This window comes from Streptomyces sp. NPDC024687 (genome assembly GCF_055559055.1).
In genome coordinates, this window is sequence record NZ_JBVHLJ010000016.1 from 90,496 (window position 1) to 116,822 (window position 26,327).

The following is a 26,327-nucleotide window of genomic DNA, read 5'->3' on the forward strand; positions in this document are numbered from 1 at the left end:
TCCGCAGGGAGAGGTAGCCGTAGCGGCCTAACGGATCCTTGTCTCGGCAAGGAAGGGCTGAGGCCCTCGCAGGTTCGAATCCTGCCCTCTCCGCAGCGCTGGTGGGTCGGCTTTCCGGCCCACCACTGCTATGTGGAATCAGATCCGCCCTCCCAGAAGGAGAGATTGATGTCGGGTACCGAGACCCGCACGATCGGCGTCACGCGTATGTACACCGATGCGGCAGGGGAGACGCACTTCGCCGAGGAAAAGATGGATCTCGCCGAGGTCAATTTCGCACCGCCGGCCCCCTCCATGTTCCTCTCGACTGCCACGGAGGCCAAGGCGAGTGTGTACCTGCTCCTTCCCGACGGCTACTTCGGAGACTTCCATCCCGCACCTCGGAAGCAGGTGATGACCCTGCTGAAGGGCGAGCTGGAGGTCCAGGTCAGCGACGGTGAGTCCCGGCGTTTCCTTCCGGGTGGAAGCGTTCTCGTGGAGGACGTGACTGGCAAGGGGCACTCGACGAGGAGCGTGGGCGGCGAATCGCTCCTCATCGTCACGCAGCTGTGAAGCCCGGCTCGCGGCGCCCGCAAATCCGGTCCCTGGAGGGTAGATGAAGGTCACTCTGTTTGAGCAGGCTCCCTACCGGTTTCTGCCTTCGGACTTCGAAGAGCATCACGATTCGGTGTGCACCACCCCGTACAGTCTGACGACAGAAGCGGGCGTGTACTCCTCGGTGGTCGATTACATCGACGAGCTGATGACGGGGGCACGGGCAGGGTTCGACGGCATCTCGCTCACCGAGCACGGCCAGAGCGCGTACGACCTGTCGCCGAACCCGAACCTCGTGGCCAGCGCCATCGCGTACGCCACGGAAACCGAGAAGCTCGACACCGCGATCTTCCCCATGGGGCGTTCTCTCGGCAAGACGCGGGAACCCGTCCGAGTGGCCGAAGAGTACGCGATGGTCGACGTCATCAGCGGGGGCCGGCTCATCGCAGGCTTTCCGGTGGGGCTCAGCTACGACGCCAGCATCAACAACGGAATCCCACCGATGGAGGTACGTGGGCGCTTCGAGGAAAATCTCGAACTCATCCTGCGCGCCTGGCGCGACCGCGACCCCTTCGCCTGGAACGGCCGCTTCGGTCAGTTCCCGAAGGTGAACATCTGGCCCAGGCCGTTACAGGGGCAGCCGCCGGTATGGATCACCGGAATCGGCAACCCCCGCACGATGCAGCTCACTCTGGAGCGCGGATTCGGGTTCAACTACTTCGGCTTCACCGGCGCGAAGCTCACCGGCAAGCGGATATTCGACCGGTTCTGGGAAATGGCGGACCAGCTCGGCCTCGACCGCAACCCGTATCGGATGGGCTTCCTCCAGACGATCGCGGTCAGCGAGACCGACGCACGAGCGGCACAGGAATACGGCACGCACGCCGAATACGCATTCCGGAAGGGCCTCGGCGCCATTCCGCCGGAGATGCTGGGGCTGCCCGGCGGTGTCAACATCCACGGCGTCAAGGCCATGCTGAAGGACCCCGGGGACTTCGGCATGTATGGCACGATGCGCACCGCCAGCTTCCAGGAACTCGCCGACGCCGGAGCCGTCATCGCGGGCAGCCCCGCCACCGTGCGCGATCAACTCCTGGAGTACTGCACCACGTACGGCATCGGGAACCTGCACGCCATGCTTGGTTTCGGGTCCATGCCGAAGGACCTGGTGCAGAAGAACATCCATCTGTTTGCCACCGAGGTCCTGCCCCATCTGCGCACGCTGTGGCAGGACAAGGGCTTCGCCCACCATTGGTGGCCCAAGCGGCTGGGCGGAGTGCCGCTTCCCGCGGCCCAGGAGCACGCACCGTCCGCGGCAGAGAGGGCGCAGGCCTCATGACCACCGAACGCACACAGCCCTCAGTACGCGAGGAGACCGTGGACGTCTGGAACGGACGGCTGCAACTGCGGGTGAGGGTGGCGGGCCACGGCGCCCCACTGCTGTATCTGCACGGTTCCACTGGGCTGGCCTGGGACCCCTTCCTCGCCCGCCTGGCCGAGCAGTACACGGTCTACGCCCCCGAGTTCCCCGGCACGAGCGCGGGTGAGCCCGACGCCGCGCACGTTGTCGATGACCTGTCCGACATGGTGCTCGTCTTCGAAGAGGTGGTCCGGTCTCTGGGCCTGCGTGAACCGGTTGTCGTGGGCCACGACTTCGGTGGCATGCTCGCTGCGGAACTCGCGGCGCACTTCCCGGCGCTCCCCGGAAAGCTGGTGCTGATATCGCCCCTCGGGCTGTGGAACGACGAATTGCCCGTCGTCACCCTCGCCGCCGCCTCCCAGGCGGAGCTGCCCGGTCTGCTCTTCCACGACCCGTCCGGCGATGTCGCTCAGGCGGCTCTGACGTTCCCCGAGGACCCCGAGGCGGCTGTGGAGGCAGCCGCCGGCATGGTCTGGTCGCTCGGCAGCACCGGTAAGTACCTGTGGCCGATTCCCGATCGCGGACTGCGGGCACGGCTGCATCGCGTGGCCGCGCGCACGCTGATCGTGTGGGGACGCGAGGACCGTCTCGCCCCTGCTGCCTACGCCGACGAGTTCGCGAACGCCATCCACGACAGTTCCATTGCCCTCATCGACGACAGCGGGCACCTGCCACAGCTCGAGCAGTTCAAGCAGGCAGTGACGCGAATCGAGGAGTTCTTGAAGTGAGTGAGGGCGAGCATTCTCTCTTCAGCCTCTCCGGGAGAACGGCTCTGGTGACAGGCGCCTCACGCGGCATCGGGCGGGCTATCGCACTCGGTTACGCCGCAGCAGGTGCCGATGTCGCCCTCCTTGCCCGGGGGGCCGAGAGGTTGGAAGATGCTCGGGCCGAGATCGAAAAGCTGGGCCGACGCGCAGTGAGTTTGGTGTGCGATGTCGAGGACCCCGATCAGATCCAGACCTGCGTGCAGCAGGCGACGGCAGAACTGGGCCCCCTGGACATCGTCGTGAACAACGCGGGCGGGTTTACCTGCGTCGGTTCCTTCCACGAGCTTGAATTCGCACAATGGCGGCGGGAGATGCGACTCAACTTCGAGTCCGCTCTCCACATCTCCCGCATCGTCGGCCGTGACATGATCAAACGCAAGCGCGGATCCATAATCAACATCGCCTCGATCGTCGGGCAGACCGGCGTTCCCTACTACACGCCCTATGCGGTGTCAAAAGCCGCACTGCTCGCTCTCACGCGTTCACTCGCCGCGGAGTGGGCTGTGTCCGGGGTCCGGGTGAACGCGATATCGCCCGGCTGGGTGCACACCGACCTCACCGACGGGGTCGCCATGGACCCGCGGGCCGCTGAAAGCCTGCTCCAAGTCGTGCCGGCTGGGCGGTTCGGCACCCCCGACGAACTCGTCGGCCTCGCCGTCTTTCTGGCGAGTGACGCCTCTCGGTATATGACAGGCTCGTCCGTCGTCATCGACGGCGGGGTGACCGCCTTCTACGGCGGTGCCGCCCTGCTGGGGACGTCCGGGAGCCGGTCTCAGGGCGTGCAGGGCTGAGGCACCGTCACCCGACATGTTCCACAGCACCACAGTGCACCTCCGTGGCGCGCTCGGGCATGTGACATATCCCCGAGCGCGTGCCGGAGGTGCTCCTGTCTGCCCTGACACAGGCCGATCCAGGCCCGGGTCCCGAGGGTCCAATCCCGGCCGGAATCGAGGCCCCTGGCCACTGTGAGCAGTCCTTGCACACGTCACCGCGCTCCCGCGTGAACTACGAGTAGGTGCCACGAGATTGCGCAGAGTGCAGAATCCGGCCTGGCGCCAGGGGCTCTGCAGCTCGCCTGTCTCGAACAGGGGACTGCTGCCAGGGCCGTGTCCAATGTGGTGATGGCTCGTAGGGCTGGGCAGGGGCGGGCTACACGGAGTTGTACTTCAGCAGCGGTTCGTGCCCTGAGCGCCTGGGTGTCGGGGTCACGGTCGGCTCGGGGGCGGGGCAGGAGAGTCCAGGAGCCGTCGGACCTCTGCCACGGCTGTCGGCGTACACGTGAACGTGCAGGGCCGCGTACGGATGAACGTGCAGGGTTCCTGATGTGCTGATGTGCTGATGTGCTGAGGTTCAGGGTTCGGCACTCTGCTGCCTGTTGGTCGAGGTCGCAGAGATGGGGTGGCCGTGGTCCTGGATCCGCAGCGTTGGCTGGAACTACGGCGTTTTCGTGGCCTGGTCGAGTCCGGAGCGATGAGCCTGACCGAGGTTGCCAAGGAGACGGGCCTGAACTGGCGGACGGTCAGCAAGTACCTGGCAGCCGACGGACCCGCATCGCCTCCGCGCCGGTCACCGAACGGCAGGTCACGGGCGAGGGTGATCGACGAGTTCGCGCCGCTGGTCGACTCGATGCTGCGGGCGGAGATCCTGATGAAGGCCGCCGTGATCCACGAGCGGCTCGCCCAGGAGTACGGGTTCACCGGCAACTACCAGCGGACCAAGCTCTACGTCCAGGAAGCCCGGCCCCGGATCGCCGAGGAACTCGGCATCACGCCGAATGAGCTGGCAGGCATGCACCGCCGCTTCGAGGTGATCCCCGGCGCCCAGGCCCAGGTGGACTGGGGCGACGAGGGCAAGATCCTCGCCCACATGGGCACCCCGAAGGTCTACTCCTTCCACATGACGCTGTCGTACTCGCGCGACCCGTTCTGCTGCTTCACCACCAGCCAGGACCTGCAGACGTTCTTCGACTGCCACCGCCGCGCGTTCGCGCACTTCGGCGGCGTCCCGATGACGATCGTCTACGACCAGACCAAGACCGTCGTCCGCCGCCACGTCGCCCCCGGCGAGGCGGTCCCACTGCACCCGGAAGCGGTCGGCTTCGCCGGACACTACGACTTCGATATCGACGTTCTGGCCGCCTACCGGCCCACCGGCAAGGGCCGCGTCGAGCGCCAGGTTCTGATCGTCCGCGACCACGTCCTGTCCGGCCGGTCCTTCTCCTCCGTCGAGGAGATGGACGCCGCCTTCATCACCTGGGTCCCGCAGCGACGGGCTCAGGCCCACCGGACCCACCAGCAGATCATCGGAGAGCGGGCGGCCCGTGATCACTTGGCCCTCAAGCCTCTGCCGGCGACCCCGTATCTGGTGGCCGAGCGGCACCTGCGGCCGGTCGGCAAGGACTGCCTGGTCGCCTTCGGCGGCAACCTCTACTCGGTGCCCGCCCGCAGGGTCCGCCCCCGGCAGCTGGTGGAGATCCGGGCCACGAAGTCGCAGATCATGCTGCATTCCACCATTGCCGACTCCAGCGGCGAGACACTGCTGGCCACCCACCCGCGGGCGATCGGCCGCGGCGTCCGGGTCGTCGAAGAGACTCACTGGGACGGCCTGCCCACGGGCAAGGGACGCCGGACCACCACCGGCGATGCCTTGCCGCCGCCCCGTCGTGAGCGTCCTCGGGGTGAGGAGGCAGGGCCTTTGCGGGCTCTGCTGAACCGGGCCGCGGCCACCCATATCGAGGTCGGCCGTCGTCCGCTGTCGGTCTATGACGAGCTGACCGGCACCCGTCCCTTCACCACCCACCCGAGCACGAGGGAAACGTCTTGAGCGAGCTGGTCTCCACCCGCATCCGCAACACGGCCGACAAGCTCGGCCTGCCCCACCTGGCCGAAACGATCAACGAGTACACCCGGCGGGCCGACGAGGGGAAGATGGGCTATCTCGACTTCCTCGACCTGGTGTTGTCCGAGGAACTGGCTGTCCGTGACGACCGCCAGGGCCTGCGGCTCTCGAAGCTGCCGCACCACAAGACGCTCGACGAGTACGACTTCTCCTTCCAGCCCGAGCTCGACCAGCGCAAGGTCAAGGACCTCACCACCCTCTCGTTCGTCGAGGGCAAGGCGAACGCCGCCCTGCTCGGGCCGCCCGGGGTCGGTAAGACGCACATCGCCATCGCCCTGGCGGTCGCAGCCTGCCGGGCCGGCTACTCGATCTACTTCACCAGCCTCGACGACATGGTCCGCAACCTCAAAGCCGCCGAGAGCGCCGGACGGCTGACGAACAAACTCGGCACCTACCTGCGGCCCGGCGTCCTCGTGGTCGACGAGGTCGGCTACCAACCCCTCGAACGCGCGGAGGCGAACTTGGTCTTCCAGGTCATCTCCAAGCGCTACGAGAAGGGCTCGATCATCCTGACCTCGAACAAGACCTTCAGCGAGTGGGGCCAGGTCTTCGGCGACGAGGTCCTCGCCACCGCGATCCTCGACCGCCTCCTCCACCACTGCGAAGTGATCTCCATCAACGGCCCCAGCTACCGGCTCAAGAACCGACTCCAGGCCATTGAGCGAGAGAACGACGTGGCCTGACCAGCTGCGATCAGGACACCGGGTCCTCGCCCGGCGGGATGAAGGCGTCGGCGCCCTCGGCATCCTCGACATGTCCCTGGGCATCGACCGTGATGGCCGTCGCCCGCCCCTGCGACGTGATGAGCCAGGCCAGGACCTGCTCCGTCAGCGGCCTTCCCCCTGGGCCCTCGTCCTTCCAGTGCACCCGCCACCCTCCGCCAGGCACCGCGGCCACGACCTGGTCGGCCCGCTCCAGGTGGGAGAAGTCCTCGTAGTCCGTCATCGGACGAAGGGCTCCACGCTTGGGATCGACGACAAGGGCCGCCCCAGTCGTCTGGTCCCAGCCCTCCACACGCACCATGCGGCCGACCTCGGTGTCGGTGCCATTGAAGATCGCAGTCCAGCCGGTCTGATTGAAATAGCGAAGAGACACCGCCCCATCATCTCGAACCACGACCCTCGCGCTTCACAGGTCTCCGTGCTCTGCACGTTCATCCGTACGCGGCTCTGCACATAGGCGAGTACGCCGACAGCATGGAGTGAACGTGCAGATGGTCACCGATCCGGACGGCCGACTGCTGTGGCTTTCACTCAAACTGCCGGGCCGGTCTCACGACCTGACCGCCGCCCGCACCGAGCGGATCATCCGTATCTGCGAGCGCCAGGGCGTTCCCATCCTGGCCGATCTCGCTTACCAGGGCAGCGTCCCCTGGCTGACCACGGGCATCAAACGCAAGCCGCTGCAGGAACTCACGCCCACCGAGAAATCCGTCAACCGGGCTCTGGCCGCAGCACGGACACCAGTCGAACGCGGTGCCGCCCGCCTGAAGTCCCGGCAGATCCCGGTGCAGTCCGAACCGCATGACGTCAATCGCCAAGGCCGTCCTCACCCTGGCGGCAACGCTGAAGAAGCTCAGTCATTCCCTCGATACCAGCACAACGACAAACACCAGCTCAGGACACAAACCGCGGCTGGAGTACTAAAAAATGCCTTGACGAGTTTTGATGGATCTGATATATGCGATAGCTGTGGCCGTAACTTGCAGCTAAATTACGCTCGTCGACCAGCAGACCATCACCCCTGGAGCGTGCCGATGACCCAGCAAGAACGTGCTGTACGGACGAGGCAGGATCTGATCCGTTCTGCTGCTGATGTATTCAACCTCAAGGGGTTCGCCCTTTCGTCGCTCATGGAAATCAGCTCTAGAGCCGGGGTCAGCTATGGGGCGTTACATTTTCACTTCAAGAACAAGAGAATGTTGGGGGAGGAGGTTGAGCAGGCCGCATTTCAGCTGTTGCGCGATATTGTCGAACTTAGTCAATTGCGCGATCATCCCTCCCCTTTGCAACTTCTCATCGATACCTCGCACCGATTGGCGCAACGAGTCGGCGAAAATTCCGTACTGCGTGCCGGATTCCGCCTCGGCAGCGACGCTACATGGGATGGAAGAATCGACCTGCGACAGGAATGGTGCAACTGGGTCGAGTCCGTCCTGCTCTGCTCCAGAGAGCGAGGTGGCCTGGCGTCGGACCTGGTGCTGGAGGATGCGGCTTCGGCGATCACGGCTGCGATTGTCGGTTTCGAGGTGCTTGGGCGCGCTGAAGGGAACACTGACGGAGCCTGGTGCTCACGGCACGCCACGACTCGTTTTTGGGACCTGATGCTCCCTCGTCTCGCCTCGGGAGCAGCGGTCGCATTCGACACTACGGGCGGACAGGTGCAGACCGCGGCGTTGCAGAGCTGACGCACGGACGGTTTCCCCGACACCATTGAGCCTTTTCAACGTGGCCACGGAACGGGTGACGAAACCCGTGCCCGCAATGCACGAGGCTCCCTTGTCGTTGAGAAGAGATGTTCGACGTCTCAACTCATCAGCGTGGGAGCCTCGTTCGTCGGCGACGGACGGGCGGACTACTCCTCCGTGCCCGAGCGGCACGGTGTGAACGTGCAGTTCGCCACCGATCCTGCCGATGAGGTCCTCTGGCTGTCGCGCTGCTGCGGTGCGAGCGCCGGGCGGAGGTGGTCGGCAATGCGGTCCGCGGCCGACTCCGACACCCCGTAGGGAAGCGCCAGTTGGCGCTGGGTGAGGTGGGTGCGCCAGTACGCGGTGACCAGCACGACCCGGTTCTCCAGCGGCGGGCTCCACGGCCGGCGCTCGGCTCGGCGGTCACGCGGCGAGGGCGAAGCTGTGCATGAGGGCCTTCGCTGAGGATCTTGTAGCTCTTCATCCGGGAGAAGACGTGTTCCACGCGAACACATACCTTGCGGTGGGCGGCGTTGTCCTCTCCCTCGCCCTTCAACAGTGCTCGTCCGGGGTTCGCGATGCGGGGGTGATCCGGCCGGTCCTATGCAGGCGCCGGCATCGACGGTGTCGCTAGGCACAGGACGAGCGGCCGCCACCACGGCGGCGACCTGCACCTTTGCCGAGAATCGGTAGTTCCGGGCGGAGGCGCCACGCCTCGGTCGCGTATCCGGGATAAGGATGCCGACCGCGATTCACACCCGTTCGACCAGCGGCAACGCCCATGGCCGGCCCCGCAGTGTGCCGTTGCTGCCCCGCTCCCTCAGCATCTTGTACTCACGACCTTGTGCAGCGCCCTCCCGTCCACCCACAAGCGGGAATCCGGCCGATTTGAAAAGCCCGGCTCGATACCCGGAACGGCCGGTCCGATCAGGGCCTGCAGGCCCTGACCCTCGCATGAGCCGACCCGCACCTCACCACCCGCCCGTGGCGGTGGGCGGACACGAAGGCGGTGGGCTCCGACGCCGTGCCCTCCCGGGCCGCCCTCCGGCAGCCCGCCGACCAGCACGCGTCACGTTCCTCGGCTCTCTCGCGCCCGGTGCGGGTTGCACTCCTCGCGCTGCGGATGCCGGCCGCGGCCCGGCCATTCGTCTGAGCCTGCCGCGCTACCTGCTTCATCTTCTGGGCGATGCGGCTGCGGCGCATGGGTACCGGTGATAAAGCCCTCGCTCAGAGGTTCGGTTCCCTCTGTACAGGAAACCGATAGAGTGGTTTTCTTTGTACAGGGGCAAACAGTGAAGCATGCGGCTCGATGGACCACCTGCACACCGCAGGGTCGGCCGTTGGCTTATTAGGGGGACGGGGGAAGCGTGCGCGGAGTGCCTGACGCGATGGTCGGTAGTGAATCTCTCCATTCCGCAGGAAGAGCGTGCCCCGTACCCTCCTTGCTCCGCCGCCACAGATCTGTGGCTGATTCCAGCCTTGACGGATTCCCATCTGCTGGCAAACAGTCACCGGGACTTGATCACCCCAGCGCCGACCTTCCCTCTCGAGCGGTGACGAAAACCTACCGGATCTCTCCATCGAGCCTCCGTGGCCCGAACGCGGCGATAGCCCCGAGACACCGGGAAAGACATCCTCGGATTCGCATGCTCGGTCGCATCCAGTCAAGAATGACCGAATAGACATAGTGCACCGCGACGGACAGCTGACCAACTTTTTGCCTGGTGTGTGAAAGGTGCCGTGCCGCCTGCGCAAAATGCGTTGGATCTGCTGGCCGCAGACGATCTACGGAGGAAACATGTATTTTTTCACGCTCGGCCCGTCGGAGATCAGGAGGAATAACCGCGTAATGCGCCCCAAGGGAGCTATACAGCAATTGCTGTTCGCCTCGTTCATGGCTGCTGCCGGTCAAGTAGTCACGGTGGAGTCCCTGGCTGAGGAACTGTGGGGGACCACGCCTCCGGAAAAGATGAACAACGCGCTCCAGGCCCAGATCAGTCGGCTTCGGCGCATGCTGGCTCGCCTGGAGCCGGATGCGGCGCCACGTATCACGGCCACCGTCTCTGGCTATCACTTCAAGCTGAAATCGGGCGAACTTGACGCTCAAGTCTTCCTCAACAGCATCGAGGCCATCCGTACCAGCGTCGGAGACGATCCACGTCGTTGTGCCCACGACCTGCGCCGCGCCATCACCCTGTGGCGGGGCCCGGCCTTCGGCGGAGTCGTCGGAGGACCCTTGTGTCAAACCGCAGCGTCCAAATACGAGGAGGCCCGGTTATGCGCGTTAGAGCTGCTCTACGGCATCGAACTCAAGTGTGGTAGGCATGCTCGTATCATCCCGGAGCTGACCGAGACGCTTGCCTTGCATCCCGTCCAGGAGCAGTTCTGCCGGCTCCTGATGCTGGCTCTGTACCGTTCGGGCCGTCACATCGATGCATTGAGCACATACCGTCAGTTCCGGCATCGCCTCAATGAAGAACTCGGCGTCGACCCGTCACCCATGCTTCGGTGGTATGAAAGCGCGATCCTGGAGCACCACCCGGCTCTGCTGGGAGAACCCGTCCTCGTCGGGCATGGCACTCTGTCAACTGACTGACGGTGATTCCGTCCAATGGAGGGTCATGTGAACGGAGACACGAGGTCTCCCTGTCGCCGGACCCGGGGCCCGCGAACGTCCGGGCCACTCTCTATCAGCTGACGCCGAAGCCGGACGCGCGATCCTCGAGGTCCGTCCGGAGCGGGCTTTCCCCTCTTCCGCGGCGCGCCGGTCACGAGCAGCGCGCGGACACCCCGATCCGGTAGGCCGTACACCGCCCGCACGTCCTGGCACCGGGTGTGCCGCGCTGGAGTTACTCCGAAAGGTGGTAGTGATCGGCTCTCGAGTGTCATCGCGCGCGTCAGTGCGTTGAGCAGCCGGTGCGAGAGCCGGACGGTCCAGCTCTCAGTGCCCTTTTAGGGGCACGAACCGGCGCCGGTGGACGGTAAGAGAGGCGGCTGCTCATGGTGGTTCCAGGTGCTGTGTGTTCCAGTGCGCAAGACAGGGGCTCCGGGCGGCCCGCCCGCCGGCCGTCCGCCTTCCGCACCGGAGCTGTGTAGTCATGGCCTCGATCATCAAAGAGACCGTTATCGAGGCCAGTGCCGATGACGTCTGGGCGGTGATCAGTGACTTCGCCGAGGGGCCGCCGCGCATAGCGCCGGGCTATGTGGTCCAGACGCAGCTCGCCGCTGCCGACGTCCGGGTGGTGACCTTCGCCGACGGTGTCGTGGCCCGCGAGCGGCTCATCGCTCTCGACCACGCAGCGCGCCGGATCGTCTGGGCGGTCATCGGCGACACGATGCGACCGGTACATAACAATGCGTCGTTCCAGGTCGTCGCCGAGGGCGATACACGGACACGGCTGGTATGGATCCACGACGTGCTGCCCGACGAACTGGCAAAGCCGTTCGCCCAGGTTATGGACGGCGGACTGGCCGTCATTCGCGAGACGTTGTCCACCTACGGCTGAGACGGCGGTGCCGGACGGACCGCCGTCTCCGACACCGCCGTCAGGGCAGGTGCTCGACAGCGGCGCTCTTTCTGTGCGTCGAGCCCGTCGCCGCTGCGACCGCCCCGGCAGGCGACTCAGTCGGCTGGCGGGTGCGGGTGGGTGCCGACCTGCGCCGGCTGAGCCGCCGTGGGTACGGCCTCGGCCTCGAAGTTCTCGACATGCGCCAGGTCGGCATAGCGCCGCGGATGAGCGGCGCGGATCCAGTACGCGTAGGCCACGCCACCGATGGCCGCGACCAGGAGGAGCCACGGGAGCGAAACCACCGCCGGGTCGGATGTGCCGGTCAGAACCGAGAAGTTGCGCACCACGAGGAAGGTCGCGGTGGTCAGTCCCAGGACACCCAGGACCGGAGCCAGCCGGGTACGCCACCAATGGCCTGGGCGCTTGCGGAAGTAGCCGAGGACGGCCAGGGACGCCAATGCCTGGAGCACGATGACACCGAGCGTGCCGATCCCGAGCATGCTGGTGGCCATGTTCAGATACGGGTCCAGGCCCGCGATGGCGAAGGCCGCCACGACTATGGCGCTGAACCCGGTCTGCACGACACTGGCACGGTGGATCGCCTTGTGTCGAGGGTGCACCGCGTCCAGCCAGCCCGGCAGCACACGGTCCCGGCCCAGCACGAACATGTACCGGTTGGCTGCGTTGTGAAGGGCCAGCCATGCTGCGAGCACGCTGGTGCACAGCAGGACCTGCATGAGGGTGGTTGTGGCGGAGTTGAGATAGGTGTCGCTGAGCATGAAGAACATGTCGTCCAGATGCGCCGTGGCCACGCCGCGCACGTGCGATGGGCCGACCGCGCCCACGGCGATCCAACTGGTGAATCCGTAGAACGAGGCGACGAGGATCACCGCGATGACCGTGGCCAGCGGTACGCTCCGCTTGGGGTTGCGTGCCTCCTCGCTGTACAGCGCGGCAGATTCGAAGCCGATGAACGAGGCGAAGGCGAACATCACCGACACGCCGAGGCCGGGGCTGAAGATGCTGTGAGGTGAGAAGGATGCCGCGGGCAGGGCGGAGCCTTGGTGGTGGACCAGCACCGCCACGTCGAGCGCGACGAGGACAGCGATTTCGCAGATCATGAAGACCGACAGCACGCGGGCACTGAGTTCCACGTGGTGGTAGCCGAAGACACCCACCAGGACCAGACCGATCCCGGCCCACACCTGCCAGGGCCAGTCCAGGCCGTGTGCCGCGGCCACGGACTGGGCAAAATAGGCAAAGGCCCCCAGTACGCCGACAGTGACGGTGTTGTAGGCGATGACGGCGATCAGGCCGCCACCGACGGCGACGGGCCGGCCCAGGCCGCGGGCTATGTAGGTGTAGAAACCGCCCGTGTGGCTGATCTGGCTGCTGATGGCCGCGTAGCCGGAGGTGAAGCACAAGAGCGTCACGCCCGCGAAGACGAACAGCGCCGGCACACTGGCCGCGGTCCCGATCGAGAAGGACAGCGGCACGGTGGAGACCATGGCGGCCAGTGGCGCGGCCGCGGCGATGATCATAAAGGCGATCTTCGGAGTGGTGAGCGTGCGTTCCAGTTGCCGCTGCCGTGGGGGAGAGGACGTGGCGACCATGGATTCTCCTGGGCGAGTCGAGGGCGGCAAGTCGTGCGCGAAGGGACTCTTTTGGGTCACATCGGTTGCACGGAGGAACAGTCGTCTCCAGCGGGGGATCTCTGGCTCCGACCTCGCAGACAGAGGGCGTGCGATATGGAGCGGAGAGGGCAGGATTCGAACCTGCGCGGGCCGGAGCCCGACCTGAGGTAGTACCTCAGGTCCCCGTTGGGCCGCTTCGGGTACCTCTCCAGCAACGTGCGGCTTCGACTGCCGCTGCGGTGCTGTGTACATCATGCTCAGGAGGGGCTGACCGGTCTCTGACGATGTGCTGATGTCATCGGGGCCGCAACGAACCAAGCCCACCGACGCGGTTGTGGCGCGAAGGGCAGGGTGAGGTGGGGACCGGCCACCTGGCCGGGCGGCCCGCGAAGCTCCTCGCGCAACGGATCGGCCCAACTTCGTGTCCGGCGCGAACGCCAGGGTCAGCCCGTCGAGCCCGGCGTACGGACCGTGAGCGCCTCGCCCCGCACAACCGGTCCCCTTCCAGGCGAAGGCCGATCGCTCACGCCGTCGCGGATATCCGGACCGCTGTGAAACCCCTGGTCACCGGTCGACCTCGGTACGCCCGGCCCGAGGCACGTGGCCTCCCGGTCCGCGTGCCACCGCGACCGGACCAGCCAGCAGTGGCGCACCAGCGCCCTCGAACAGCCACCGGGAGTCGCTCTTGCGTGATGCAGTGCCTCCGGTCGGTCCGGCGGTCCGAGCGCTCGGTCCTCGAATGATCCTCGAAGGGACTGGGACAGGCTGAGGCGGTCGGGAAACCGGCTCATTCACCGATTCACCCAGAGGAGCGCGACTGGCATGGTCGCGCAATGCGTGACCTCCCCCGGCCTACGACGACCGTACGCAGGTGCGGTTGTCGCGCGCCGATGACGTCAGGAGTGCATCGTGACCATCGACGGTGTCGACGGCAGTGTCGACAACTCCACCTTTCCGTTCAAACGGCGTTGCCCGTTCGACCTGCCGAAGGAGTACGCGAGGCTGCGGGACGACAAGGCCGTGCCACTGCTGCCGATGGCCGCCGGTGGTCAGGCCTGGATCGTCACGCGCTACGAAGAGGTACGGTTCGCGCTGAGCGACACCGGTCTGAGCAATGACCGCCGACACGTCAACTACCCGTCGCCCATAGCGATTCCAGCCGCCATGCGCACCAACGGCTCGATGCTCAGTATGGACCCGCCCGAGCACACCGCCTTCCGCAAGCTGGTGAAGGCGGAGTTCACTCTCCAGCGCGTGCAGAAGATGCGACCGCAGGTGCAGAGGCTCGTGGACGAGTACCTGGATCGCTTCTCCGAGGGAGGCGGACCCAAGGACTTGGTGTCCCAGTTCGCGATGCCGCTCACCCTGGCGGTCATCGGTGAGCTCCTGGCGATCCCGGCGGCAGACCTGGGACGGCTCTACGAAGCGACCCGGGGCATGTTCGACTATGCGCGCACCCCGGCGCAGCGCCTGGAGGCCATCGACTTCCTCGACACGTACTTCGAGGAGTTCGTCGCCGCCAAGTACGAGACGCCGGGCGACGACATGGTCAGCCGGATCATTGCCAGGAACCCGGGGCTCACGCTCACCGAGATGGTGTACCTGACCCGACTCCTGCTCAACGGCGGGCACGACAGCACGGCCAGCATGATCTCGCTGGGTGTGCTGACGCTGCTCCAACACCCTCAGCACTTGTCAGCGCTGCGCGACGACCCGGATTCGGCCGAGGCCGTCGTCGAGGAGCTGCTGCGCTACGTGAACGTCACGGATCTGGCGACGGCACGTGTCGCCGCGACCGATCTGGTCATCGGCGGCAGCAAGATCCCCGCCGGTGACGGCGTCTATCCCTCCACAGCCGCGGCCAACCGCGACCCGGGGGTCTTCGAGGCGCCCGAGGAGTTCCGTCCGCAGCGTCCCAACAACCACAAGCACCTGGCGTTCGGGTTCGGCCGCCACCTGTGCCTCGGGGCGGACCTGGCCCGGCTGGAGCTGCGGCTGGTCTACACCGCCCTCGCCCGTCGACTCCCGGAGCTGCGGCTGGCTGTTCCGCTGGAGGATGTCCAGGTACTGGACGGCGGTTTCGTCTACCGGCTGGCTGCTCTTCCGGTGACCTGGTAGCCGCGCTTCCTCCATCCGTCTCCCGACCGAAGAGAGGTAACCAGATTGCCACGCGCCCTAGTCATCGGCGGTGGCATCGCGGGCCCCGTCACCGCGATGGCACTGCAGAAAGCCGGCTTCGAGCCCATCGTCTACGAAGCCTACGAGCGGAACGCCGACGGAGTCGGCGCTTTCATGAACATCGCCCCCAACGGGCTCAACGCGCTCGAATGCCTGGACCTCGCCCAGGTGGTGCGCGAAGCCGGGTTCGACACCCCTGCGATGGCGTTCTACCGTCACGACGGCCGGCGGCTCACCGGTGACATCGCCTTCGACCGGGTCCGCGGGACCGGCAACACGACGGTCCAGCGTTCCGACCTCTATGTCGCCCTGCGCAAGGAGACCGAGCGGCGCGGCATACCCATCAAGTACAACTCGCGCATCGTGGACGCAGAGAGCGTGGGCGGGACAGTACGGGCGACCTTCGCCGATGGCCGGCAGGCGGAGGGTGACTTCCTGGTCGGTGCCGACGGTCTGAACTCACGGGTCCGGAAAATCATCGACCCGGGGGCCCCGGAGCCACGCTACGTGGGCGTTCTCAACGCCTGGGGTCTGCTGCCGGAGTACCCGACCGACGAGGCGCCCGGCGTCATCCGGATGTTCTTCGGCCGCAAGTGCTTCTTCATGTATACCCAGTCGCCCAGCGGTGAACTGCGCTGGTACGCCAACCCGCCGCGTCCGGCCCGCCCGGACCCCGCCTCGCTCCGTGGCGGCCCGGCCTGGCGGGACGAGCTGGCCGGTCTCTTCGCCCGGGACAGGATGCCGGTCGCCGACATCATCAGGGCCACACCGGATGTCCCCGCGCCCTTCTTGAACTGCGACCTCCCAAGGCTGAACCGCTGGCACCGCGACCGGATGATCGTCATCGGCGACGCGGCCCACGCGGCTTCGCCGACCTCCGGGTCGGGTGCGTCGATCGCGATGGAGGACGCGGTCACACTCGCCAAGTGCCTGCGTGACAACGCCACCCCCGACGACGCGTTCCGCCGGTTCGAAGGGGCCCGCCGCACTCGCGTGGAGGCGGTCGTGGCGCAGGGCAAACGCAACATCGAGGGCAATCTGAGCGGCCCGCTGCGGAGCATGATGCGCAACTATTTCATCGCCCGCACCTACAAGAAGCCCGCCAGCGACGGCCGCAGGACGTTGTGGATGCACGAACACCACATCGACTGGGATGAGCCGGTTGAGGCCGTCAGGTCCGGGGCCCACGCCTGACCGGTCGGCCCGTGAGGCCCGATCCACAGGGACGTGGCGGAGGTCGTGCGCCACGTCCCCGCCTCCGTGTGCCCGCGGTGGTGATCGCAGCCGGCCGTCAACCCGAACGGGTCAATCTTCCGGTTCCATCCGAGCCGCGGACAGAGGATGTCCGCCATAGGACCATCCTGAGAGGATGAACGCAGTCACCCCCTTCCGCATCGACATCCCGCAATCTCAGTTGGACGGACTGAACGACCGGTTGGCGCGCACCCGTTGGCCGGACCAGCTGCCCGACGTCGGCTGGTCGTACGGGGTCGACAAGGACTATCTGGTCGAGCTGGTGGACTACTGGCGCTCAGGGTACGACTGGCGCCGACACGAGGCCCGGCTCAACTGCTTCCCTCAGTTCACGACCGACATCGACGGGCAGAACGTGCACTTCCTGCACATCCGTTCCCCCGAGCCTGACGCCGTGCCACTGATCATGACGCACGGCTGGCCGAGTACCGTCTATGACTTCGTGGAGATCATCGGTCCGCTGACCGATCCCCGCGCTCACGGGGCCGACCCGGCGGACGCGTTCCACGTGGTTGCTCCCTCCGTACCGGGATTCGCGTTCTCCGGACCCACCCGGTGCGCAGGCTGGGGAATAAAGCGGACGGCGCGTGCCTGGGTCGAGCTGATGCGTCGGCTGGACTACCCGCAGTACGGCGCCCACGGGGGGGACTTCGGCAGTTTGGTCTCCCCGGAAGTGGGCCGGGTGAACCCCGAGCACGTACTGGGTGTCCATGTGCATGCGCTGGTCAATGCCTCCACCCCGAACAAGCCGGAGATACTGGACGTCCTGTCCGAGTCCGAGCAGGAGCAGGTGCGCCGTAACGAGGAGTGGTGGCAGCGGCATTCCGGTTACGCGACGCAGATGAGCACCCGGCCGCAGACCCTGGCGTACGCGCTCAATGACTCCCCGGTCGGGCAGCTCGCGTGGAACCTGGAGTGGTTCGTGGACTGGGATCCATCCCGGACCGACCAGGCGCCGGTGGATCGCGACGCCGTACTGACCGATGTCTCCATTTTGTGGCTGACCGAGACGGCCGGATCCGCGGCGCGGATCTATCTGGAGAGCGGCCAAGAGGCGTGGGGAGCGCGGCCCGAGCCCTCTCCGGTCCCGACCGGGGTGGCGAACTTCATCGGCGACCGGGCGGTCCGCGGACTGGCGGAGCAGACGAACAAGATCACCCACTGGTCGCACCACTCCAGCGGCGGGCACTTCGCCTCGCTCCAGGCGCCGGACGACCTCGTCGCGGATCTCCGTACGTTTTTCAAGGGACTACGGACGGGCAGGTAGCCCGGCGCCCGACAGTTCGGGCCACCTTGCGCCTGGTATGACGACGGTCCGCCGGTATCGGCGGACCGTCGTCGCGTGTGTCGTGGTGCGTCAGCCCTTCGCCGCTTCGCCCTGGCCGGAGTTGGCGGGCGTCTTCGCCCCCCAGTTCTTCTTCGCGGCGGCCAACTCCGCCGGGGAGACACCGGGGACGGCAAGGCCCGCGATGATGCCGACCAGCGGGAACACCGTGGCGATCAGGAATGCCTGCCGGTATCCGTCAGCGCTGGCGCCGGCGGAGAGGCTTCCCGCGTGTCCGGCCACGATCGCCGCCAGGACACTCAGCCACAGCGCGCCGCCGACCTGCCGGCTTGCGTTGAGGAGTCCGGAGACCAGACCGGCCTGCGTGTAGGGGACGTTGGCAGTGCCCGCCATGGTGACGGTGGCCGAGACGAAGCCCTGTCCGGCGCCGAACAGGATCGAGGGGCCGAGCAGGTCCCGGGAGAAGCCACCGTCGGTGGAGACGAAGGACAACCAGATCAGCGCGGCGAGCGAGAGGGCGCTGCCGGCCACCAGGACAGGCTTGGGGCCGAGCTTGGTGATGAGCTGCGGTGCCAGGCCGCGGGCGGTGAGGACGATCGCGAGGGACAGCGGCAGGTAGGCGAGTCCCGTCTCCAGTGCGTCGAATCCGTACACGAACTGCATCAGCAGGGTGAACAGGAACAGCACGCCGACCAGAGCGGCGCTGGTCGTGAAGTTGACGACGTTGGCCGCGGAGACGGACCGGTTGCGGAAGATGCTCAGCGGCACCAGCGGCTGTTTGGCGAACTTCGCCTCATTGAGAAGGAAGAACACGACCAGGAGGACACCGACGACCAGCGACACGATGGTCACGGGCGAGTCCCATCCCTTGTCCTGGCTTTCCACGATGCCGAGCACGACGGCCATCAGTCCGGCGGTGACGGCAATCGCGCCGGTCACATCGATCCGCCGGTCGGCCCGCTCGTCACGCGACTCCGGGACCACGGCCAGGACCAGAGCGATCAGCGCCACGCCGATCGGCACGTTGACGAGGAAGATCCAGCGCCAGGACAGCCACTCGGTGACGACACCACCGACCAGCGCGCCGATGGCGCCGCCAGCGGCCGCCACGGCGCTCCATGTGCCGAACGCCTTGGCTTTGCCGCCCGGGTTGGTGAAGGAGGTGAACAGGACGGTCAGGGTTGCCGGGGCGAGTACCGCTCCACCCAGTCCCTGGATGCCGCGGGCGATCAGCAGTGACGACGAGTTCCACGCCAGACCGGCGACCAGGCTGGCCAGGGTGAACAAGGCGAGACCGAGGGCGAAGACTCGCCGTCGGCCGAACAGGTCGGCCAGTCGACCACCGAGCAGCAGAAAGCCCGCGAACACGATCGTGTAAGCGTTGATCACCCATTGCAGCGTGCTGGCGGAGAAGTGCAGCGAGTTTTGAATGGGACGCAGGGCCACATTCACGATCGATGCGTCGAGCACCACCATGAACTGCCCGACGCAGCAGGCGACCAGGATCAGTCCCAGCCGTGACCGGGCGGAGTCGGTCGTCAAAGTGGAATCGTCGGTCGCGGTCATCTGATGAGATCACTCCTAGGTAAGCGTTCGGGGCATGGGCAGCCTAGGAGCAATGAAGGACAGGCACAGACCTACATTTGGCTGCGGCGGACGACTGACGCGATGAAGCCCGTCTGCTCGAATCTAGGACGCGATCTGTCCTATATTACCGATAGGGTTTCAACATGCTGGAGACCTCGGCCCGCCTGCTCCGCCTGCTCTCGCTGCTGCAAACCCGGCGCGAATGGACGGGAGCCGAGCTGGCGGGACAACTCGACGTCACCACGCGTACTCTGCGCCGCGACATCGACCGGCTCCGTGAACTGGGGTACCCGGTCAACGCGACGATGGGTGTCGGTGGCGGCTACCAGCTGGGGGCAGGCGCCGAGATGCCACCGCTGCTCCTGGACGACGAGGAGACACTGGCGGTGGCATTCGGTCTGCAGTCGAGCGCGACGGGGCCGGTGAGCGGTATCGCCGAGCCGGCGCTGCGGGCACTGACCAAGCTGCGCCAGGTGATGCCCTCACGGCTTCGAAACCGTCTGGACGCCCTGGAGGTCGACGTCGTCCACCGCCCGCCGGTCGCCTCCGCGGTCGACGCACGAACGCTGGCCACCGTCGCCTCGGTGTGCCACGCCAGGGAGCGGCTGCGCTTCGACTACGTCACGCGGGACGGTACGCACAGCCGGCGGGAGGTCGAGCCCTACCGGGTGGTCCAGGCCGAAGCCCGTTGGTACCTGGTGGCCTGGGACCTGCGACGGGACGACTGGCGCTCTTTCCGGGTGGATCGGATGACGCCGAAGATCCCCACCGGACCACGCTTCGCACCGCGGGACCCGCCGCAGGGGGGCGCGGCGGCCTTCGTGTCGCAGGGGTTCGAGCAAGCCTTCAGCCAGGCGCAGGCCCGAGTGCGGCTGCACGCCCCGATCGACCGGATGGTCGGCCGGGTGCCCGAGAGCTGGGGCATCCTGGAGACCGACGATGAGCACACCTGCGTGGTGTCGCTGCGCGGCGGGTCACTGCGGGACATCGCCCAGTGGCTGGCCGTTTTCGAGGTGCCGTTCACCATCCTCGACCCGCCCGAACTGCTCGATGCCTGCCGCGCTTTCGCTCGCCGCCATGCGCAATTGGCGTCCTGGTACGGCGATGCATGAGAGCGAGGACAGACCTTGTGCAGACCGGCCCGGGTGGAGCGACGCCGGCCGGCCTCCGACTGCCGACCCACTATCCCGAGGATCCGCGTGACCCTGTTCAGCGACCGTGCGCTCAACCGAGCAACCCTGGCCCGCCAGCATCTGCTGGAGCGGACCGACATGCCGGCCCTGCGCATGATCGAGCACCTGGTCGGCATGCAGGCCCAGTCACCCTATCCGCCGTACACCGGGCTGTGGACCCGGTTGCGGGGCTTCCGCCACCAAGAGCTGGCCGACCTGCTCACGGACCGTTCGGTAGTCCGCCTCCTGCTGCACCGCGGCACCGTGCACCTGGTCAGCGCCCGTGACTGCCTGGCGCTTCGGCCGGCGGCGCAGCCCGTCATCGATCGGATGTACGTGACAGCCCGGGCTACCCGCGAGGCCGGGGATCCGTCGATGATCGCCGAACACGCCCTGGAACTGCTCGAGAAAGGGCCGATGACGCCTAAGGAGCTGGGCGAGGCGCTCGCCGAACGGATGCCGGGCGCGCCGCCGCGGCTGCTCGGCGACATCGCCCGGGCCCGGCTCGCGCTGGTGCAGGTGCCACCGCGCGCGGTGTGGGGGGCGGGCGGTGCGACCCGGTACGTCACCGCGCAGTCCTGGCTGGGCGGGCAGCTGGAGCCGGCTGAGCTGCCGACGGTGGTCCGCCGCTACCTCGCCGCGTTCGGCCCGGCCACGGTCGCCGACGTGCAGGCATGGTGCGGGCTGACCAGGCTGCGGGAGGTCATCGACTCGATGACCGGCCTGGTGCGGCTGCGCGGGGAGCACGGCGCCGAACTGCTGGACCTGCCCGACGCCCCCCGGCCCGATCCCGGCGTCCCGGCACCGGTCCGCTTCCTCCCCGACTTCGACAACGTGGTCCTCTCGTACGCGGACCGCAGCCGGATCGTCCCCGAGTCGCACCGCAAGAGCCTCTTCTTGCGCAACGGCATCGTGCCCGGATCCTTCCTCGTCGACGGAATGGTGGCCGGGACTTGGCGGGTCGACGACAGAGTGGTCACCATCAGCCCATGGGGACGCCTGACGGCGGCGCAGGTCGCCGAGGTGGAGGAAGAGGGGGCGCTGCTGGCCGACTTCCTGGCCCACCCCGGGGGAGGCGCCGGTGTCCGGATCGCCTGAGGCGGGCGCCGACGGTGTGTCGGCCTGCTGCCGCGCCGCGTTCCGGCAGGAGGCTCCGCCCGCCGGAACGGGGAACGCAGGCCTGATCGCACGGTCAGGCGGACGCGTCCGTGACAACCAGGCGGCTCTTGATGAGCCAGGACTCACCGTCGGGCACCAGGACGTCCTCACAAGTCGTGCTGGCACGCAGAGCCGGCCCGTCCGCCGCGGTTATCTGGAAGACCAGCGCGTAGCTGCGCACCCGCAGACCGTCTCCCTCGGCGGAGATGTCGGCCATGCCCAGCCAGTGGCGTCGCGCGATGCCTTGTGCCCGCAGTTGTGCGACGGTGTGAGTGGCCCCCGCGATAATCTCCTGGCGCCCGCGGGCGGCTTCCGGACGGGAGCCGACGGCGAATGTGCCGTCCTCGGTGAAGAAGGACGCCCACTCCTCGATGCTGCCGTCGTCCAGCAGTTGCATGTGGTGGGCGTAGAACTGCTCCACCGACGCCCGCACCATGGCGTCCGTCCCGGGCTTCGTCTGCGTGGTCATTGCGGTCCGGCTCCTTCGGTCGCATGGTCCCGGGCCGACGGCCCGGTCGAGTCAGAGCTTCGCCTACGCGCTTCGAGAACCGATCGAAGCATCCATGGACTGGAGCGGGTCGATCGTCCGGTCGTGCAGCACCGCTTCCTGGATTCGCCGGAGTTCGTTGGAGGGCCTGAGACCCAGTTCCTCGGACAGGACACGGCAGGTTCTGGAGTACGCCTCCAGCGCCTCGTGCCTCCGGCCGATTCGGCCCAGGGCCAGGACGAGCAGGCCGTGGTACCACTCGTTGTAGGGGTGCTCAACTATCAGGGCCCGCAGTTCCGCCACCATCTGGTGGTGACGGCCCAGCCTGAGGTCCGCTCCGATCCGGAGATTGAGTGCCTGCATGCGCTGCTCCTCCAGCGCTGCGATGTATCCGCCCAGGACCGGACCCGGTTCCACGTTGGCGAGCGGCGCCCCTGGCCACATGTTCAGGGCCTCGCGGAGCTTGACGGTGACCAGATCCGGTCGGCCGGCCTCCATGAGCCGGTGTGCGTCGGCGGTGAGGCGCTGGAAACGCGTCAGGTCGACCTGCTCGGGATCGATCAGCAGGGCGTACCCCGGCGGCTTGGTGATCAGTACGTCCTTGCCGGTACCCGAGGAATGGCCGTCGGCGAGGAGCCGACGCAGCTGATAGACGTAGGTCTGCGCGGTCGTCGCGCCGCTGCGGGGCGGGTTGTCCTCCCACAGCTCCTTGATGATCGTTTCGAGCGCGACCACGTGGTTGGTGCGGGCGAGCAGCAGAGCGAGCGTCGCCAGGGCTCTGGGAGCGGTCAGAGCACAGGGCCGTTGGTCGTTCCAGACTTCTAACGGACCTAAAATTCTGAACTGCAGCATGAATGGAGTCCCCCTCTTCCAGATCAGCTTCAGGACAACCTGAATATAGGAAGAGATGCGTCGCTTAGCGCAAGGGATCATCCGAAGGACGCTACGGGGCGGGCCAGCGGATACCGGAACTGACCCACGAGGCAGCCCTGGGTATCTTTCGACCTCGGCAATGTGCTCCACATGTCCTGGCCCGCGTGTTTAAGAGCTTCGAACGCGGGTTCCGCAACCCCGGCCGCCGAACATATCCGGTTCCGGCGGAGCGGTATAGTTGAACGCTAACTAATCGCTTCTACAGTGAAAAGTTCGGCACAGAAATCGCCATCATTCCGTAAAGCCGTCGGCATGCGACTGGTCTGCGGGCTCAGGCACACCTGTGAAGAAGGCAGCGATCACCCGGCTGATTTGCGCCCTGGCAGCGGCGACGGCCGCAGGCGCGAACGCGCCGGTCCCCACTGGACGCGGCTCGACTGGGCGGATGCTTGCCGGGGTGAGCCACGGGGCGGCCCCGCGCGGGTGGCCGGTCACGCCGGGGGGCGGAAATGGCGGTCGATCGACAGCAAGAACTCCGCCACATCGGGCTCAACATCGGGGCACAGCCGCTCGGGATGGCCCGGGGGCGGCCCGACGAGAGCGGGGGGATCGGGCGGCGGCGGTGACACGTACATCGTTCCGCAGGCCATGAGGGCCTGACAGATCCATCCCCACTCGAACCCGGCGAGCATGTGCCGGATCTTCCTTATCATCCGACACGGAACCGGTTGATGGCGTCCAGGTGACGGGCCCGCAGATCCGGCGCGGTGACGCCAAGCCCTTCCTCGGAGGCCAGTGCGAGTACGCCCACCTTGCCCCGGTGCACATTACGGTGCACGTCGTGGACAGCCTGGGCCGCGTCGTCGAGGCGATAGGTGCGGCTGACCGTGGGGTGGACGACCGCGCGCCGGACCAGGTCGTTGGCCTCCCATGCCTCGCGGTAGTTAGCGAAGTGCGTACCGATGACGCGCTTGAGGTTCATCCACAGGTAACGGTTGTCGTACTCGTGCGTGAAGCCACTGGTCGAGGCACACGTCACCACGGTGCCGCCGCGGCGGGCCACGAACACGCTGGCACCGAAGGTCTCCCGTCCCGGATGCTCGAAGACGATGTCGGGGTCACGACCGCCGGTGAGTTCGCGGATCTTCGCGCCGAACCGCTTCCACTCCGCCGGGTCCTGGGTGTGCTCGTCCCGCCAGAAGCGATAGCCCTCGCCCCCGTCAGTCCCACGGTCGATGACCAGTTCGGCACCCATCGCCCGGCAGATCGCCGCCTTCGCGGCGCTGGACACGACGCAGACCGGGGTCGCGCCGGCGGCCAGCGCAAGCTGCGTGGCGTAGGAGCCCAAGCCACCCCCCGCCCCCCAGATGAGGACCACGTCGCCGAGTTTCATGCCCGCGCCGTTGCGTGACACGAGCTGCCGGTACGCGGTGCTGTTGACGAGTCCAGGGGCCGCAGCCTCCTCCCACGTCAGATGGGCCGCCTTCGGCATCAACTGATTGGCCTTGACCAGCGCCAGTTCGGCCAGGCCACCGAAGTTGGTCTCGTATCCCCAGATCCGCTGCTCGGGGTCGAGCATGGTGTCGCTGTGTCCGTCGGGGTGCTCCAGCTCCACCGACAGGCAGTGGGCAACCACCTCGTCGCCCGGATTCCAGGCGTTGACGCCCGGACCGGTGCGCAGGACAACCCCGGACAGGTCCGAGCCGAGGACGTGATAGGGCAGGTCGTGGCGGCGGGCCAGGTCGGAGGTCCGGCCGTAGCGTTCCAGGAAGCGGAAGGTCGGCACGGGCCGGAAGATTGAACTCCACACCGTGTTGTAGTTGACGGATCCGGCCATCACCGCCACCAGGGCCTCGCCGGGCCCGAGGTCGGGCACCGCCACCTCCTCGACCCGGAGGCTCTTGCGGGGATCTCGGTCACGGTCCGCCATCCCCTCGAACATTCCGGCCTCCTCGCGCCGGACGGTCACCGCACGGTAGTGGTTGGGCAGCCGCATGGCCGCGACATCACCGCTGGAACGGACCCCGCTCAGCAGGGCGTCACGTATCTCGCGCATCATCGGGCTCCTTCGGACGTCAACGGCTCATCGGCTCGGAGAGGATTTCCAGCACGGCCACGGACCAGGCGAAGCCGGCCCCGGCGCTCACCAGGACGCAGGTCTGACCCGGCGCCAGCGCGCCGGTCCAGGCGAGGTGGTCCAGTCCGGCGATCTGGTCGCCCGCACCCAGGTGCCCGACGCCGCTGCCCCACGACCAGGTGGTCCGGGCCGGGTCGATGTTCAGTGGGCGGAAGAACTGTAGATCCATCTTGGGGTGGCCCAGATGGGGCACGACGAACCAGTCGACATCGTCGACGCCCACCCCGGCCTCGGTCAGTGCCTGTCGAAACGCCTGTTGCTGGCCCGATCTGAGCCGGTCGATCAGAGTGCTGACGCCGAAGTCCCGCAACATCTGCGCGCGATGCTTCTCGATGCTGATCGGCGACCGTATACCCAGCGGGACCTCGCCGAACGGGTCGTCGCCGCGCCCCATGCTCTCCAGCTCAGGGTCCGAGACGGTCACCAGGCTGCGGAGCCGGGCGAAGCCGCCCTCGGCGGACAGGACCAGCGCCGTCCCGCCGTCACCGCACACGGTTCCCGGGTCGGTGTTCCAGCGATCGAACCCCGGCAGGCAGAAGCGGTCCCCGGTGGTGATGAGCACCGCCCGGCGGCCCCGCCCGGCCTCCAGGTACGCCACACCCAGTTCCAGCGCCGCCATCCCGCCGTTGGACAACTGGCGGACCTCGCTGGACAGGCAGTCGTTGCCCACGGCCGCCTGCTGGATGTACGAGGCCGGCGCCCACAGGTCGTGTCCCTGGAAGTAGGTGCACGCGTGAAGTACCAGGGAGATGTCTTGCGGGGCGGTGCCCGCCCGGTCGATCGCCCGGCGCGCCGCACGGAGCGCCATCTCCGGTCCCGAATCCACGGAGACGCACACCGAACGCATTCTCATGCGCCGGATCGTTCGTGCGTCGCACAGGCCCGCCTCCTGTGCCACTGCGACATCCATCGGGGCGGGCAAATCCAGCCCCGTACCGGCTATGTAGAGGCCCTCGACCCTCACCGCATCTCCTTTCGGGCGACGGACACACACATCTTCGCGGCGAGTTTGGGGCCGGGTTGTCGT

The 26,327-nt window shown here is 67.0% G+C and carries 22 protein-coding genes, 2 tRNA genes and 3 pseudogenes; 17 read left to right on the forward strand and 10 right to left on the reverse strand.

Annotation, left to right across the window (positions count from 1 at the left end; translation table 11 throughout):
• Nucleotides 1–7 precede the first annotated feature (7 nt).
• The 7 genes from ACZ39I_RS39605 (at nt 8) to istB (ending at nt 6,302) form a co-directional block, all read left to right on the forward strand.
• Nucleotides 8–93: transfer RNA gene (locus tag ACZ39I_RS39605), tRNA-OTHER, on the forward strand.
• Nucleotides 94–168: 75 nt separating this feature from the next.
• Nucleotides 169–552: a cupin domain-containing protein gene (locus ACZ39I_RS39610; protein WP_467250276.1), complete on the forward strand. Its 384-nt coding sequence runs from the start codon at nt 169–171 to the stop codon at nt 550–552.
• A 43-nt stretch (nt 553–595) separates the two neighbouring features.
• On the forward strand, nt 596–1,873 hold the full coding sequence (locus ACZ39I_RS39615; protein ID WP_467250278.1) for an LLM class flavin-dependent oxidoreductase: 1,278 nt from the start codon (nt 596–598) through the stop codon (nt 1,871–1,873).
• A complete protein-coding gene (locus tag ACZ39I_RS39620) occupies nt 1,870–2,682 on the forward strand; it encodes an alpha/beta fold hydrolase (RefSeq protein ID WP_467250279.1) in 813 nt (270 codons plus the stop codon). The genes ACZ39I_RS39615 and ACZ39I_RS39620 overlap by 4 nt, the downstream gene beginning before the upstream one ends.
• Nucleotides 2,679–3,512 (forward strand): SDR family NAD(P)-dependent oxidoreductase, encoded by an 834-nt coding sequence (locus ACZ39I_RS39625; RefSeq protein WP_467250280.1) that lies wholly within the window; start codon nt 2,679–2,681, stop codon nt 3,510–3,512. The genes ACZ39I_RS39620 and ACZ39I_RS39625 overlap by 4 nt, the downstream gene beginning before the upstream one ends.
• A 679-nt stretch (nt 3,513–4,191) precedes the next feature.
• The gene (gene istA, locus ACZ39I_RS39630) at nt 4,192–5,544 is read left to right on the forward strand and encodes an IS21 family transposase (RefSeq protein ID WP_467250282.1); all 1,353 of its coding nucleotides are present in this window, start codon (nt 4,192–4,194) and stop codon (nt 5,542–5,544) included.
• Nucleotides 5,541–6,302, forward strand: a complete 762-nt coding sequence (gene istB / locus ACZ39I_RS39635; RefSeq protein ID WP_467250284.1) for an IS21-like element helper ATPase IstB — start codon at nt 5,541–5,543, stop codon at nt 6,300–6,302. The genes istA and istB overlap by 4 nt, the downstream gene beginning before the upstream one ends.
• 10 nt (nt 6,303–6,312) lie before the next feature.
• Here istB and ACZ39I_RS39640 read toward each other — a convergent pair whose 3' ends face one another.
• The gene (locus ACZ39I_RS39640) at nt 6,313–6,714 is read right to left on the reverse strand and encodes a hypothetical protein (RefSeq protein WP_467250286.1); all 402 of its coding nucleotides are present in this window, start codon (nt 6,712–6,714) and stop codon (nt 6,313–6,315) included.
• Nucleotides 6,715–6,808: 94 nt separating this feature from the next.
• Between ACZ39I_RS39640 and ACZ39I_RS39645 the strand changes: the two are divergent.
• From ACZ39I_RS39645 to ACZ39I_RS39655, 3 genes and pseudogenes are all read left to right on the forward strand, one after another.
• A pseudogene (locus tag ACZ39I_RS39645) lies at nt 6,809–7,175 on the forward strand (transposase family protein); the annotation flags it as partial.
• Nucleotides 7,127–8,026: a ScbR family autoregulator-binding transcription factor gene (locus ACZ39I_RS39650; protein WP_467250288.1), complete on the forward strand. Its 900-nt coding sequence runs from the start codon at nt 7,127–7,129 to the stop codon at nt 8,024–8,026. The pseudogene ACZ39I_RS39645 and the gene ACZ39I_RS39650, both read left to right, overlap by 49 nt.
• Nucleotides 8,027–8,173: 147 nt before the next feature.
• A pseudogene (locus tag ACZ39I_RS39655) lies at nt 8,174–8,272 on the forward strand (IS5/IS1182 family transposase); the annotation flags it as partial.
• On the opposite strand, the pseudogene ACZ39I_RS39660 reads toward ACZ39I_RS39655, so the two are convergent.
• Nucleotides 8,272–8,433, reverse strand: a pseudogene (locus tag ACZ39I_RS39660) (helix-turn-helix domain-containing protein); the annotation flags it as partial. The pseudogenes ACZ39I_RS39655 and ACZ39I_RS39660 sit on opposite strands and share 1 nt — an antisense overlap.
• Nucleotides 8,434–9,824: 1,391 nt before the next feature.
• Between ACZ39I_RS39660 and ACZ39I_RS39665 the strand changes: the two are divergent.
• Complete coding sequence (locus ACZ39I_RS39665; protein WP_467250290.1) at nt 9,825–10,622, forward strand: AfsR/SARP family transcriptional regulator; 798 nt, start codon at nt 9,825–9,827, stop codon at nt 10,620–10,622.
• Nucleotides 10,623–11,124: 502 nt separating this feature from the next.
• Nucleotides 11,125–11,532: an SRPBCC family protein gene (locus ACZ39I_RS39670; RefSeq protein WP_467250291.1), complete on the forward strand. Its 408-nt coding sequence runs from the start codon at nt 11,125–11,127 to the stop codon at nt 11,530–11,532.
• Between the two features lie 116 nt (nt 11,533–11,648).
• Here ACZ39I_RS39670 and ACZ39I_RS39675 read toward each other — a convergent pair whose 3' ends face one another.
• Nucleotides 11,649–13,148, reverse strand: a complete 1,500-nt coding sequence (locus tag ACZ39I_RS39675; RefSeq protein WP_467250293.1) for an APC family permease — start codon at nt 13,146–13,148, stop codon at nt 11,649–11,651.
• Nucleotides 13,149–13,289: 141 nt separating this feature from the next.
• Nucleotides 13,290–13,379: transfer RNA gene (locus ACZ39I_RS39680), tRNA-Tyr, on the reverse strand.
• A 699-nt stretch (nt 13,380–14,078) separates the two neighbouring features.
• Here ACZ39I_RS39680 and ACZ39I_RS39685 point away from each other — a divergent pair.
• The 3 genes from ACZ39I_RS39685 (at nt 14,079) to ACZ39I_RS39695 (ending at nt 17,868) form a co-directional block, all read left to right on the forward strand.
• Nucleotides 14,079–15,287 (forward strand): cytochrome P450, encoded by a 1,209-nt coding sequence (locus ACZ39I_RS39685; RefSeq protein ID WP_467250295.1) that lies wholly within the window; start codon nt 14,079–14,081, stop codon nt 15,285–15,287.
• Nucleotides 15,288–15,332: 45 nt separating this feature from the next.
• Entirely contained in the window at nt 15,333–16,541 is a 1,209-nt protein-coding gene (locus tag ACZ39I_RS39690; protein WP_467250297.1) for an FAD-dependent oxidoreductase, read from the forward strand.
• A gap of 175 nt (nt 16,542–16,716) precedes the next feature.
• The gene (locus ACZ39I_RS39695; protein WP_467250299.1) at nt 16,717–17,868 is read left to right on the forward strand and encodes an epoxide hydrolase family protein; all 1,152 of its coding nucleotides are present in this window, start codon (nt 16,717–16,719) and stop codon (nt 17,866–17,868) included.
• 90 nt (nt 17,869–17,958) lie between these two features.
• Here ACZ39I_RS39695 and ACZ39I_RS39700 read toward each other — a convergent pair whose 3' ends face one another.
• Nucleotides 17,959–19,452, reverse strand: a complete 1,494-nt coding sequence (locus ACZ39I_RS39700; protein WP_467250301.1) for an MFS transporter — start codon at nt 19,450–19,452, stop codon at nt 17,959–17,961.
• A 164-nt stretch (nt 19,453–19,616) separates the two neighbouring features.
• Here ACZ39I_RS39700 and ACZ39I_RS39705 point away from each other — a divergent pair, with 164 nt between their 5' ends.
• Both ACZ39I_RS39705 and ACZ39I_RS39710 read left to right on the forward strand, forming a co-directional pair.
• Nucleotides 19,617–20,585, forward strand: a complete 969-nt coding sequence (locus ACZ39I_RS39705) for a helix-turn-helix transcriptional regulator (RefSeq protein ID WP_467250303.1) — start codon at nt 19,617–19,619, stop codon at nt 20,583–20,585.
• Nucleotides 20,586–20,672: 87 nt separating this feature from the next.
• The gene (locus tag ACZ39I_RS39710) at nt 20,673–21,743 is read left to right on the forward strand and encodes a winged helix DNA-binding domain-containing protein (protein WP_467250305.1); all 1,071 of its coding nucleotides are present in this window, start codon (nt 20,673–20,675) and stop codon (nt 21,741–21,743) included.
• A 94-nt stretch (nt 21,744–21,837) separates the two neighbouring features.
• Here ACZ39I_RS39710 and ACZ39I_RS39715 read toward each other — a convergent pair whose 3' ends face one another.
• The 5 genes from ACZ39I_RS39715 to ACZ39I_RS39735 all read right to left on the reverse strand — a co-directional run bounded on the left by ACZ39I_RS39715 (nt 21,838) and on the right by ACZ39I_RS39735 (nt 26,153).
• The gene (locus tag ACZ39I_RS39715) at nt 21,838–22,272 is read right to left on the reverse strand and encodes a nuclear transport factor 2 family protein (RefSeq protein ID WP_467250306.1); all 435 of its coding nucleotides are present in this window, start codon (nt 22,270–22,272) and stop codon (nt 21,838–21,840) included.
• Nucleotides 22,273–22,335: 63 nt separating this feature from the next.
• Complete coding sequence (locus tag ACZ39I_RS39720) at nt 22,336–23,142, reverse strand: AfsR/SARP family transcriptional regulator (RefSeq protein WP_467250308.1); 807 nt, start codon at nt 23,140–23,142, stop codon at nt 22,336–22,338.
• 512 nt (nt 23,143–23,654) lie between these two features.
• Entirely contained in the window at nt 23,655–23,876 is a 222-nt protein-coding gene (locus ACZ39I_RS39725; RefSeq protein WP_467250310.1) for a DUF6059 family protein, read from the reverse strand.
• Nucleotides 23,873–25,219, reverse strand: coding sequence for a crotonyl-CoA carboxylase/reductase (gene ccrA / locus ACZ39I_RS39730; protein ID WP_467250312.1), 1,347 nt, complete (start codon nt 25,217–25,219; stop codon nt 23,873–23,875). The genes ACZ39I_RS39725 and ccrA overlap by 4 nt, the downstream gene beginning before the upstream one ends.
• 19 nt (nt 25,220–25,238) lie before the next feature.
• Nucleotides 25,239–26,153, reverse strand: a complete 915-nt coding sequence (locus ACZ39I_RS39735) for a ketoacyl-ACP synthase III family protein (protein WP_467250314.1) — start codon at nt 26,151–26,153, stop codon at nt 25,239–25,241.
• Nucleotides 26,154–26,327: the final 174 nt, after the last annotated feature.